The organism is Microcystis aeruginosa LEGE 91341, from assembly GCF_015206885.1.
Lineage (GTDB): Bacteria > Cyanobacteriota > Cyanobacteriia > Cyanobacteriales > Microcystaceae > Microcystis > Microcystis aeruginosa_H.
This window is the reverse complement of sequence record NZ_JADEXY010000129.1, coordinates 1-12,035: the sequence shown is the minus strand read 5'-3', so window position 1 is coordinate 12,035 and position 12,035 is coordinate 1. Positions and strand designations below refer to the sequence as shown.

General features: G+C 44.6%; 12 protein-coding genes. 10 read left to right on the top strand and 2 right to left on the bottom strand.

Annotated elements, in window-relative coordinates:
• The first annotated feature begins 236 nt into the window (after positions 1-236).
• From bchD to ispD, 5 genes are all read left to right on the top strand, one after another.
• On the top strand, positions 237-2,234 hold the full coding sequence (gene bchD, locus IQ234_RS16800; protein ID WP_193957920.1) for a magnesium chelatase ATPase subunit D: 1,998 nt from the start codon (positions 237-239) through the stop codon (positions 2,232-2,234).
• A gap of 364 nt (positions 2,235-2,598) precedes the next feature.
• The gene (locus IQ234_RS16795; RefSeq protein WP_193957919.1) at positions 2,599-3,102 is read left to right on the top strand and encodes a hypothetical protein; all 504 of its coding nucleotides are present in this window, start codon (positions 2,599-2,601) and stop codon (positions 3,100-3,102) included.
• A gap of 10 nt (positions 3,103-3,112) precedes the next feature.
• Positions 3,113-4,003, top strand: coding sequence for a hypothetical protein (locus tag IQ234_RS16790; protein ID WP_193957918.1), 891 nt, complete (start codon positions 3,113-3,115; stop codon positions 4,001-4,003).
• 545 nt (positions 4,004-4,548) lie between these two features.
• Positions 4,549-4,947: a DUF1824 family protein gene (locus IQ234_RS16785; RefSeq protein ID WP_193957917.1), complete on the top strand. Its 399-nt coding sequence runs from the start codon at positions 4,549-4,551 to the stop codon at positions 4,945-4,947.
• Between the two features lie 148 nt (positions 4,948-5,095).
• Positions 5,096-5,776 (top strand): 2-C-methyl-D-erythritol 4-phosphate cytidylyltransferase, encoded by a 681-nt coding sequence (ispD, locus tag IQ234_RS16780; protein WP_193957916.1) that lies wholly within the window; start codon positions 5,096-5,098, stop codon positions 5,774-5,776.
• Here ispD and IQ234_RS16775 read toward each other — a convergent pair.
• Complete coding sequence (locus IQ234_RS16775) at positions 5,771-6,388, bottom strand: serine O-acetyltransferase (protein WP_193957915.1); 618 nt, start codon at positions 6,386-6,388, stop codon at positions 5,771-5,773. The two genes, ispD and IQ234_RS16775, sit on opposite strands and share 6 nt — an antisense overlap.
• A gap of 104 nt (positions 6,389-6,492) precedes the next feature.
• On the opposite strand from IQ234_RS16775, the gene IQ234_RS16770 reads away from it, so the two are divergent.
• Positions 6,493-7,443, top strand: coding sequence for a glycosyltransferase (locus tag IQ234_RS16770; protein WP_193957914.1), 951 nt, complete (start codon positions 6,493-6,495; stop codon positions 7,441-7,443).
• Between the two features lie 131 nt (positions 7,444-7,574).
• Here IQ234_RS16770 and IQ234_RS16765 read toward each other — a convergent pair whose 3' ends face one another.
• Positions 7,575-7,841, bottom strand: coding sequence for a type II toxin-antitoxin system HicB family antitoxin (locus tag IQ234_RS16765; RefSeq protein WP_193957913.1), 267 nt, complete (start codon positions 7,839-7,841; stop codon positions 7,575-7,577).
• A gap of 328 nt (positions 7,842-8,169) precedes the next feature.
• On the opposite strand from IQ234_RS16765, the gene menB reads away from it, so the two are divergent.
• From menB to IQ234_RS16745, 4 genes are all read left to right on the top strand, one after another.
• Entirely contained in the window at positions 8,170-9,003 is an 834-nt protein-coding gene (gene menB / locus IQ234_RS16760; protein ID WP_002732420.1) for a 1,4-dihydroxy-2-naphthoyl-CoA synthase, read from the top strand.
• Between the two features lie 280 nt (positions 9,004-9,283).
• Complete coding sequence (locus IQ234_RS16755) at positions 9,284-10,168, top strand: PEP-CTERM sorting domain-containing protein (RefSeq protein WP_110579382.1); 885 nt, start codon at positions 9,284-9,286, stop codon at positions 10,166-10,168.
• Between the two features lie 251 nt (positions 10,169-10,419).
• Positions 10,420-10,722 (top strand): RNA recognition motif domain-containing protein, encoded by a 303-nt coding sequence (locus tag IQ234_RS16750; protein ID WP_193957912.1) that lies wholly within the window; start codon positions 10,420-10,422, stop codon positions 10,720-10,722.
• A 118-nt stretch (positions 10,723-10,840) separates the two neighbouring features.
• Entirely contained in the window at positions 10,841-11,647 is an 807-nt protein-coding gene (locus tag IQ234_RS16745; protein ID WP_193957911.1) for a TylF/MycF/NovP-related O-methyltransferase, read from the top strand.
• The last annotated feature ends 388 nt before the right edge of the window (positions 11,648-12,035 follow it).

The following is a 12,035-nucleotide window of genomic DNA, read 5'->3' as shown; positions in this document are numbered from 1 at the left end:
CCCTTAATCCCCCCTTGATAAGGGGGGTGCCGATCCCCCCTTAGTCCCCCCTTAGTCCCCCCTTGATAAGGGGGGTGCCGATCCCCCCTTAATCCCTCCTTGATAAGGGGGGTGTCTGATAATTTTTAACGCCTACCTACCTACTTAAAATCTGAGTTCGGGAATCAAAAAGGGAAAAGTGCCAGACCCGGGAGCTTCTGTTTTACACTAGAATTTGGCCGCCTGAATCTAGATCTATGCCCACTCTGACCCTCAATTTTCCCCTGACTGCCGTTGTCGGCCAAGAAGCGATCAAATTAGCCCTACTCTTAGCCGCCGTGGATCCCGCCCTCGGGGGTGTGGTGATTGCCGGTCGTCGGGGAACCGCCAAATCAGTCATGGCGCGGGCGATACATTCTCTATTGCCACCGATCGAAATTATCGCAGGTAATGTCTTTAATTGCGATCCCAACAATCCCGACGAATGGGACGATCGCACTAAAGAAGAATATAGCAGTGGAGAAGTCCCCACGGAAGTTATCCGAGCCCCTTTCGTGCAGATTCCCCTAGGAGTCACCGAGGATCGTTTATTGGGTTCCGTCGATGTGGAAGAATCGGTGAAACAGGGGGAACCAGTCTTTCAACCCGGTTTATTAGCCAGCGCCCATCGGGGAATTCTCTACGTCGATGAAATTAATCTACTCGATGACCAAATTGCTAACCAATTACTAACAGTTTTAAGCGAAGGACGTAACCAAATCGAACGGGAAGGCATCAGTTTTCAACATCCCTGTAAACCAATCCTGATCGCTACTTATAACCCAGAAGAAGGGGACTTACGAACCCATTTATTAGATAGAATTGCCATTGCTCTTTCCGCTGATGGTGTCCTCAGTTTAGACCAACGAGTCACCGCCGTCAATCAGGCGATCGAGTATGCTGTTTCTCCCAGCGCTTTTATCGCCCAATATGCCCAAGAAATGGACGATCTAAAAACCGAAATTATCCTGGCGAGGGAATGGTTAAAAGAGGTAAAAATTAAACCAGAACAAATTAGTTATCTAGTGGAGGAAGCGGTGCGCGGTAAGGTAGAAGGTCATCGCGCCGAGATTTTTGCCGTGAGAGTAGCCAAGGCCGCCGCCGCTTTAGAAGGTCGGGATTTAGTCAGTGCCGATGATTTAAAAAGGGCCGTCGAATTAGTTATTGTACCTCGATCGCTGATTACGCCGCCACCCCCAGAACAGGAACAACAGCCACCACCACCACCGCCACCACCGGAACCGCCCCAAGACGAAAACCAGCAGGAACAGGAAGAAAAAGAGGAGGAGAAAGAGGAAGAAAAAGAACCGGAACAGCCGGATAATCTGCCGGAAGAATTTGTTTTCGACCCGGAAGGGGTTTTACTGGATCCTAGTGTGTTGTATTTTGCCCAGATGGCCCAGCGTCAGGGGAAATCGGGGGCGCGTAACCTGATTTTCTCGGAAGATAGGGGACGTTACATTAAGCCGATGTTACCCCGGGGCAAGGTGAAAAGAGTCGCCGTCGATGCCACTCTCCGGGCGGCCGCACCCTATCAAAAAGCCCGTCGCTTAAGGAATCCCGAACGTCATGTGATTATAGAAGAAGGGGATCTGCGCTCAAAACGGCTGGCCCGCAAGGCCGGTTCTTTAATTGTCTTTGTCGTTGATGCCTCTGGTTCCATGGCCCTGAATCGGATGCAGTCGGCCAAAGGTGCGGTTATGCGTCTGTTAACGGAAGCTTACGAAAATCGCGACCAGATTGCCCTGATTCCTTTCCGGGGTGAGCGAGCAGATGTACTATTGCCACCGACCAAATCGATTACCCTAGCGAAAAAACGTCTAGAAACCCTGCCCTGTGGCGGCGGTTCCCCCTTGGCTCACGGTTTAACCCAAGCGGTTCATGTGGGGATGAATGCCCGTTTATCGGGGGATATCGGTCAAGTGGTGGTGGTGGCGATTACCGACGGGAGAAGTAATATTCCTTTGGCGAAATCTTTAGGCGAACCGATTCCAGAGGGAGAAAAACCCGATATTAAGGCAGAACTGCTCGATATTGCCGCTAAAATTCGCTCTTTAGGCATTAAACTGCTGGTTATCGATACGGAGAAAAAATTCGTCTCCACTGGTTTTGCCAAAGAATTAGCCCTAAAAGCCGGGGGTAAATATTATCATCTACCCCGGGCCACGGAACAAGCGATCGCATCTATGGCGCGAGGGGCAATTGCGGGACTGTAGCTAGTGGTTAGGGGGTGCAGATCATTTTTGTCAATCTACCATCCCCACCCTAGCTTTAAGCCCTACCCTGTCAGGGTTTTAGACTATTCTTGGGCTAGAAACAAATCGCACCCCCAAATGCGAGATGCTTACACGCAGTTTTTCATACATTTGTATTAATTGAAAAGTTACCGATAATTTCTCGGCAGTGGATATTTCTGTAATCTTGAGATACACGCCTAAAAATTGGCTATTGACTCGAATTTTGCTGATTTTCTGTTTTTTTTGGTCTGGTGTGGCAGAATCTAGAAAAACTTAACAATAATCAGCAATCAGCGAGAGATATACTACAAACAAACATGAGCAAGTTTTAATTAAGATAACTATGAGCTTTCGATTTGGCAAAATCTTGATAGCAGGGGTATTAGCAACACTTTTGCTAGTAACTTCCTGTGCTAAAGCTCCCTCGCAATTTGACCAAGCGCAACAGGAAAGTACCGCTCGCGGGGCGGCGGCAGTGGTGAAAGAATCCACCTCTGGCGGCAGTTTTAATCGGTTTTTCCCGCCTTCTGGGGGAGGATACGAGCGCGTCTATACCCAGGAGAAAAAAGGCTTTGCTGAGGCAAAACTGAAGCAGGATGGCAAAGTTCTGGCCATGTTAGCCATATCTGACATCAGCAATAATCCCGCCGCAGCCAATAAATTCCAAGACAGTCAAACTACAATCAAAGGTTTTCCCTCTGTGGAACAGGGTGCAACCGCCAGCGCCGTTTTAGTCAATAATCGCTATCAAGTCAAGGTTTTATCGCGGGATGCGGATTTTACCGCCAGCGATCGCCAAGCATGGTTAGCTAAGTTCGATTTAGATGGTTTAGCAAAATTAAAGTAAGGAGACATCCGTGAGCAAGCCAATTTTTCAACTGGTGGACGAATTACCGACGAATAATCTCACCGTCAAAGTTCTCAAAACCCTTGATTATGTGGTGCCGGGAGAGTGGGATAACCTAGTCGGGTTTAAAAATACGATTATCAAAGTCACCGGCGAAACCGACGAAAGCATGATTCAACAGATTGGCGATCGAGCCGTTTGGTTGTTTAATGATAAATCCCAGGGCTATCAACGGGCGCTCTGGCTCTACCAAACCATCGACAGTGCCGATAATGCCCTAGCCGCCGCCTCTCTTGCTAATGCCGTCGGTGGTAAAATTCCCCTCATGGGCGGTTTAATTGAAAAATTAACCCCTGCTCCCGAAAAAGCGCAAACCATCGATCTAACCTTGAAATTAGTGACCGAATTAATCGCTTTTTGTCAAATTAATGGCATTCCGGGCGATAGTATCGATGATTTCGTCGCTTCTCTGGGAGATTATAGCGGCGAATCCCTAATGCGGATGGCGGCGTTAGTTTGTTTGGATGGTTTAATTCCCCTGGGGGGCAGTTTTATCCGCAAAGTGGAATCCACCCTCAGTATTCTCCACCCAGAAGACTTAGAATCTAACTCTACTTTCGGCAGTATTAAAGAATTGATTCCGGGGGGAAATACTGCCAGAAAATTAGACTTTATCGGTCAAAGTTTCGACTCGACTAAAGGTTGGATGAGTGGTTTTGTCAGCGATCGCGATTTGAGCCAGCAGGGATTATTGAGCAAAATTCAGGGATTTATCGACTTTTCTGCCGATAAATTGGTGTATGTTGGGGCATTCCTCGATATGACCACCAATTACTATGAACATACTGGCATTCAAACCCTGGCTCGTCGTTTAATCGAAAGAGCCGTGGCGGAAATTTAACTGCAAGACTCTGAAACAAGCGAAGAAAAAGCCCTAGAAAAATGGGAGGAGTTGACTGAAGCTACTGAGATACTATCTCACCAGAAATGCTCCTCTTTTCCCCTCAGGATAAGTAGCTGGTTATAGTTAAATTAAAAAGGGATTTTAGGTTCGATCCCCCCTGCCCTACTTGATAAGGGGGGTGCCGATCCCCCCTTAATCCCCCCTTAATAAGGGGGGCATCTGATAATTTTTAACGCCTACCTACTTAATTTTGCCCTACCTAGGGATTGGTTTTGGCACTGGAATTATTTAGGTGCTTACTTCAGCTATCAAAAAGCAGCGAGTGAAATGCCCGCACAAAATGGAGCGATCGAACAACCCCGATAAATTTTCCTGTCCCCAAGCTGATATGATCGAAATTGGCGATCTTACGATTAAAACCAATGCAAAATTTTCCTATCTCTAAACCCCAATGATTTAGGGCTTTTTTTCTTGGGAATTTGTCGTTAAGGACAACAGCACTAGCTTATTTTTTATCTTTAGCCCCGCCTATCTAACCGCTCATGTCTATTGAAGAAGCCTTGAAACTCCTAAAAGAATATGGATGTATTAAACTAAAAATTGCCCAATCTCCTGAAGAAGAAGAAGCTCTAAGACAGGCAATTTTATTGGTTAACCAAGGTTCGGAATCAATTAATTTAGGTATCTGTGCCGATAACAATAAAGAGGGATTTAAAGCCCTAAAAAGTTATCTACAAGCCCTAGGATACCCCCTACCTAATACTCTCCCAGAAGACCAGCCAGAACTGGGAGCGGTGTATATTAAATATAATACCCAAAGACAAGCTTCCTATCTCGATTCCTATACGGGAACCTATCGCGGTGTTCTGATTTCTTGTCAATCAGAAAATGATCAATTAGTCGGTACTTATGGTCACTTTCCCCTCGATTTATTCTCTTAAGAGGCATAGTTTTGGGGTTATTGAAGCGATTAACAATCATCGGCACCCCCCTGATCAAGGGTGGATTAAGGGGGGATCGGCACCCCCCTGATCAAGGGGGGATTAAGGGGGGATATATTGAATTCTTAACTTTTTACCTGAAAAAAATATGTATTTGTTAATTCCAGCAGCGGGAATGGGTAAACGGATGGGTAGCGATCGCAATAAGTTACTGCTCACCCTACACGGAAAACCGCTCCTCGCTTGGACTTTGCTGGCTGCCATGCAATCCAGGGCAATTATCTGGATTGGCATCATGGCACAACCAGAAGACTTTGAGGATATCCGAGCAATCATCACCGCCATAAATGCCCTTAAACCCGTGCAAATCATCCAAGGAGGCGAAACCAGACAAAAATCGGTTTATAATGGCTTACAAGCCCTACCAGAGGGGGCTGAGACGGTTTTAATTCACGATGGGGCGCGATGTTTAGCCACCCCCGAATTATTCGATCGCTGTGCGGCCGCTTTAGCCACTTGTCAGGGTTTCATAGCGGCGATTCCGGTGAAAGATACGATTAAAATTGTCGATAGCAAGGGTTGGATTGAGGATACACCCGATCGCTCGCGGTTGTGGGCAGCTCAAACACCCCAGGGTTTTCAGGTAAAATTATTAAAAGAATGTCACGAACAGGGCCGAAAATTAGCTTGGGAAGTCACCGACGATGCTGCCTTATTAGAAAAATGTGGTTTTCCCGTCAAAATTGTCGTCGGTGAAGAAACTAACTTAAAAATTACTACTCCGGGGGATCTGGCAATTGCCGAATATATTTTAAGTCAACGTTTATAATTTTTCATCTACTTTAACGCCGTCCCTTTTAACAATACGAGCGGGAATACCCACCACCACACAATTAGGTGGAACATCCTTAACTACCACTGAATTTGCGCCTACGGTAACATTATCGCCGATGGTAATATTTCCCAAGACTTTAGCACCGGCGGTAATCCTGACATTATTGCCAATTTTGGGGCGACCGCTTTTATCTTTATAGCCAATTGTTACCTGTTGATTAATCCAACAGTTATCGCCCAAATCCGCCATAACAATCGTACTAAAACCGTGTTGAATAAATAATCCTTTGCCAATCGAACAGGAAGAATCTAGAAATAAGTAGGAACTTTCTCGATAGAAAAACCTAAGAATATACATAAAAAAACGGCTGAATGAACCACCTTGAAAAAGACGAAAATAATATAAATTTCTAAATTCTTTTGCCTCCAGACACAGAGCTAATAATTGTAACCAATCTGCTCTTTTTTCCCAGCCTAATAACTCTACCCAACGCCGCACATCACCTAAGATAAGTTCTCGATTATTAGCTACCTGAAAAGCAATGATTAAGGGTGAGAGCAAAACAATACCCGCATAGAAAAATAATTTTCGGAAGAAACTTTTCATCGTTGGTCTAAAATAAGTGACAATAGACTTGCTTTTTGTTGCTATTAATTATAGTAGTATTGTAGCGAATAGTTCAACCTTCGCCAGTTTATTGGACTCCAACGATGTCAACTACCTTACAGTTCCTTCCCGAAGTATCCGTGATCGTGCCAATTTATAACGGGGAGAAAGATCTACCCCCTCTCATTGATTGTTTAGCCAAACAGACCTATCCCCGTCAATTAGTTGAATATATTTTAGTTGATAATAATAGTAGCGATCGCACAGCAGAATTATTAGGAAAGGCAGCAGAAGAACAACGGGGACTGAACCTGATCATTTTAAGCGAAAATCAGATACAAAGTTCCTACGCTGCTCGTAACAAAGGGATCAAAAGCGCTCGTTATCCTTTTTTGGTCTTCACCGATGCCGATTGTCGTCCCGCACCCCAATGGTTGACAGAATTGATCCAACCCTTTAAAGATACTAGGATCGGTCTGGTAGCGGGTGAAATTGCTGCCTTAACTGGTTCCACTTGGTTGGAAAAGTATGCGGAACGTCGTCAATTTATGTCACCAAAATTTCTTTTAGAACATTATTTTTGTCCCTACGGTCAAACTGCTAACCTCGCTATTCGTCGAGAAGCTTTTCAAAAAGTTGGTTTATTTCGTCCTTATTTAACTACTGGTGGTGATGCCGATATCTGTTGGCGTATTCAACAACAAACCGACTGGCAATTAACCTACGCACCAGAGGCAATTATTTACCATCGTCATCGTTCCACCCTAGAAGATTTAAGAAGTCAATTAAAACGTTACGGACGCTCGAATCGCTATCTTCACGAATTGCACGGTGTCGAATTGATGCGACCTTTAACCAATCAAGAGTTATTTTTTACTCTCGGTCGTTGGTTATTAAAAGAGCTACCAAAAAATACCCTCAAGTTACTGTTTGGTAAAGCAGATTTAGTAGATTTATTGGCTACTCCCCTCGATTTAATTGGGTTTCAGTCCCGCAGCCAGGGACAGGCCACGGCTAAATTACCCGAAAAAGCTAAAGAAATCGAATGGCTTTAATTCAGTTATCAGTTATCAGTTATCAGTTATCAGTTATCAGTTATCGGTTATCAGTTATCAGATGTGAGTTTTCAGTTCAATGATTACGGCAAAAAAGCGACCTTCTCCCTTTATCAGTTTTTCGAGGCTTTCTAGAAACGCTCTCCCTCACCCATGATATTTGTAGAGGGTAAGGGAATATGATCACCATATTCATAAGCTGTTTCTAGCCAAAGTTGGCGAGCATCATCAATATTAGCTAAGGTTTCCTCTATGGTTTCTCCCTGAGGGAAACATCTTGGAATATCCTTAATTTCTGATACATATCCTTCGTCATCATCAGGATAAATTGCTATTGGATATTTTAACCCCAAATAAAACTCTAATGATTCAAGCTTAGTTTTATTACTTGTACTCATATTTTTACTTCTTTAAAGTTAGTAAATAGGATAAATGTAAGTAGGTAGGTATTAAAAACTTTCAGATGCCACCCTCTTATTAAGGGGGGATTAAGGGGGTATCCCCCCCCTTATCAAGGGGGGCAGGGGGGATCGAACCTAAAATCTATTTTTAATTTAATTATAACCAGCTACTACTTATTTTGAATAAATACTCAGAAAACATCAAGAAAGGAATCAGCTTTAAACCTTGTCCGTCAACTATCCATTCCCCTATTTTGGCGCTCCCCGCTTCAAAGTGGGGGACAAAATGAGGTAAGGTAAAAAAGCTGTGCCTATAACCGAGACTATGAGCGTTGAATGGCAATCCGTCAAAACCTACGAGGATATTCTCTACCATAAATGGGGGGGAATCGCCAAAATTACCATCAATCGACCCCATAAGCGTAATGCCTTCCGTCCGAAGACAGTTTTTGAGCTTTACGACGCTTTCTGTGATGCTCGCGAGGATGCCCGCATTGGGGTAGTATTGCTCACGGGTGCAGGTCCCCACAGCGACGGCAAATATGCTTTTTGTTCCGGCGGCGATCAGACGGTGCGCGGTCAGGCGGGTTATATTGGCGATGATGGCGTACCCCGGCTCAATGTGCTGGATTTACAGAAATTAATTCGCTCCATCCCCAAGGTAGTTATCGCGCTGGTGGCAGGTTATGCGGTCGGGGGCGGTCATGTTTTACACTTGGTTTGTGATTTAACCTTAGCAGCGGATAACGCCATTTTTGGCCAGACCGGTCCGAAAGTGGGCAGTTTTGACGGCGGTTTTGGCTCTAGTTATCTGGCCCGGGTAGTCGGTCAGAAAAAAGCTCGCGAGATTTGGTTTCTCTGTCGGCAGTATAACGCCCAACAAGCTTTAGCAATGGGTTTGGTTAACCATGTCGTCCCGGTGGAAGAATTAGAGCAGGAAGGGATTAAATGGTCCCTAGAAATTCTCGAAAAAAGTCCCTTGGCGATTCGTTGCCTAAAATCGGCTTTTAATGCTGATTGTGATGGTCAAGCGGGTTTACAGGAGTTGGCGGGTAATGCCACTTTACTCTACTATATGACCGCCGAAGGAGCCGAAGGTAAACAGGCTTTCCTAGAAAAACGTCCCCCCGATTTTAGTCAATATCCCTGGCTACCCTAATCAGTGAGCAGTAAACAGTAATCAGTAATCAGTGGGAAGTGGGGAGATGGGAAGAAAAAAAGCCGATGGCTGATAGCTAAAAGGCTGGCTGCCCCTTCAGATTCAGGCTCGCAAGCTATCTTCTCGCTGAAATCGCTATTAAAATTTCAATGCCATATATATATCTTATCAATAGAATAATATTCAATCAGAAATATTGAACTTAATAAAAATTGCTTGACAGATTAAGTAAAAATACCTATCATCGTTTCACATCGGCTTACAACAACTTCATATCACCATGAAAAAACTCCCTGCATTAGGTGTTGCATTGGGCGTCAGTTTAGCATTGCTTAGTAGTGCCAAAGCAGATGCGGCTATCGTCAGTTACGAAAGCGAGTTTTCTCGCTTTTTGCCTTCTACTTTTAAGCCTGGCGATACTTTTGATTTAAGTTTCAGAATTGATAATTCTCGAAGACCAAGACCAATTCGTATTCACAAGATCATATATATTGTTGTGACTCCTCGGGGGAAGATAATAATTACATTGTTCTTTGAAAAATTGTCATCACAATCCTCTTCTAAATTTACAACTCCCCCTGGCGCGATCCCAGCAGATGGTATTGATCTGACCTTAGCTGGTTCCAATGCTTTTGCTATAACCAATGGCTTTGTACCCTTTAACTTCAAAATTACCCGTTCAGATATACTAGCTGCCTATTTATCCTTGTCATTGGACACAGATGGTTTAGTTGCAGGGGATGGGTTTGTTGCTTCTCTTAATTTAAACGGAAAAAGCATCGGTTCACAAGCCTTTGAACCTGATTTAAACGTTATAGAAAATATCGGTATCGCTTCACAAGCCTTTGAACGTTTGGACACCTCTGAACGTTTGGACACCGCTGGTTTAGTTGCAGGGGATGGGTTTGTTGATTCTCTTAATTTAAACGGAAAAAGCATCGGTTCACAAGCCTTTGAACCTGATTTAAACGTTATAGAAAATATCGGTATCGCTTCACAAGCCTTTGAACCTAATTTAAACGCAAGAAGTATCGGTATCGCTTCACAAGCTATACCAGAGCCTAGCACAGTGTTGGCAATTTTAACTCTTGGTGGTGCCATGGCCACATTCAAGAAAAAATCTCGGCCTTTAGGGATGAAAGATTCCCAAGATAATGCCGCCTAACGCGATTTTTCACAAGCAATGGCAGAGATGGTTAATTGCTCTCGCCCTCTCCCAGAAAGGGAGAGGGCGACGAATAAAGAAAAATGCTATTAATACTCCATACTCCCACTGATCAGCTATGCTAGTTTAGAGAGAGTAGTTAGGTTCGGTAGCAGCATTGGTTTCAAACAGAAGCGGTTTTTCCCTGATGGCCTTGACTGGGTTGTGTCCGATCTCCTTCTCGAAATGGCTGTGATATTGGGAGACAATCCATGACGATTTACGTTGGTAATCTGGTTTATGAAGTCACGAAAGAGGACTTGCAGGGTGTATTCGCTGAATACGGCACGGTTAGTCGCGTTTACTTGCCGGTAGATCGGGATACGGGTAAAATGCGCGGTTTTGGTTTTGTGGAAATGTCCTCCGATGAGGAAGAAGCAAAAGCGATCGAAACTCTTGACGGGGCCGAATGGATGGGACGACAGATGAAAGTCAACAAAGCTCGTCCCAGAGAAGATAATTTTGGTGGTGGTGGCGGCGGTGAGCGGAAAAACTTCGGGCGCCGCGAACGTTAAAGAGATTCTTGTAAAATTCCAGAAGCGGTTATTTTTGATAACCGCTTTCCTATTGATAATTAATCAATCTGCGTTTGTTTTCTCACATCCTAAGGCCCATTTTAAATGGGTAACAGCTATGAATGATGAATCCATTGCCCCGATTTCGTCCTTGATCGAGGATGAACCGCTCCACCGCACATCGGAGCTGCCGATCTGGTTCGATAATTTCGCTAATCTGGCACAGGCCTACGAGGGAAAGCTCAACGAGTCCGATCCCGTAATAGAGCCTAACGATCTTCGTCTGCATCTATTAACCACATTGCTCGGCACGCCTCCTTCAGAGGCCTATTATCTCGTGCAGGGTTTAGCCCGGTGTCGGGAGGTAGAGGGCGATGTGTGCGAGTTTGGTGTGGCGCAGGGAGAAACCTCCGCACTGATCGCCAATGAAATCGCCGGAACGGACAAGACCTTACATCTATTCGATTCCTTTCAAGGTTTGCCCGCCCCCTCGGAAAAAGATCACTTGCTCCACGATATTTTCGATTTGGGGAATATGGAAGCCTATAGGGGAAAAATGCGATGCCGTGAGGGAATGGTTCTAGAGCGATTACGGAAGATTTCTTTTTCCGAACATCGCTATGTAATTCACAAAGGATTTTTCGATCAAATCCTTGATCGAGGGGAAAATTTACCAGCGAGGGTTTCTTTCGCCTATGTGGATTTCGATCTGTACGAACCAATCAAACAGGTATTAGAGTTTCTCCACCCGATCACCCCCCCCGGAGCGATTATCATCGTCGATGACTACGGTTTCTTTTCTTCGGGACCAAAGACGGCTGTAGATGAATTTATTCAAGATAAAAATGATCGGGAAAAGGTCTATGAGTACATGATTCCAGATACTCGATACGGACATTTCATCGTTTTGAGGAAAAAAGGCTAACGGACGCGAGGATATCCGTTCGTCTGTACCCGTAAATTGCCTCTGAATATCCAGTTTGTCGGGGGTAAATACAGAACCAAATCCTCTTTAAATCTCTTTAAAACTGCTCATTTGTCTGGCTGGACAGCTAAAATGAGAAAGTTTTAAGAAAGATAGATTTTGAGAATGTTATCAGGGAAAACCAAGATTTGATTCGCACCTACTCCTGCCTACCTTATTTAGGGTTTGCTGAATAAATCTAAAAACCTGATCCAACAAGGTTTTTAGACTTTGTTTCCCTCAAAAAGTGCCGACCTTTGGAGTGATTGAGGGGAAAATCCCTGGACTTTTTCCCTGAAAATTAGGTAATTGGCCACCTCAAAACTGGTAAAACCCCACACCCCACACC